The organism is Arthrobacter sp. Y3221114 (assembly GCF_059092625.1).
The window spans coordinates 1-347 of the sequence record NZ_JBNHHW010000020.1 but is presented as its reverse complement, the minus strand read 5'-3'; the positions used below and the strand labels follow the sequence as shown (position 1 = coordinate 347).

The following is a 347-nucleotide window of genomic DNA, read 5'->3' as shown; positions in this document are numbered from 1 at the left end:
CGCACCAGCGGCGCCGGCGCCGCCCCTGCCTGCCTCAGTGGATCCGGTCCCGGCAACATTGCTGTTACCGCCGCCCATGGACGTGCCCGCGTCGGTGCTTGCCGCGCTGCCGGTGTCGGGGCCGGCGGATCCTGCCGTGTCACCTTCACTACCGCCGTTGGCGGCGGTTTCGATGGCGTCGGGACGGATCCGCGGGTTCGCGGCGCTGTTCATCACGGTGGCGAGTGCTTCGTACTGCGCATCGGTGGTATTGATGACGAACTGGTGCAACCCCCGCCGCCGGCCCCGGTAGAACATGCCCTGCCGGGCCCGCAGTTCCTCCTCGGTCGGCTCGGCACCGTCCTGAT

General features: G+C 70.3%; 1 pseudogene. It reads right to left on the bottom strand.

The features are described from left to right. A pseudogene (locus AC5RV3_RS17740) lies at window positions 1-347 on the bottom strand (hypothetical protein); the annotation flags it as partial.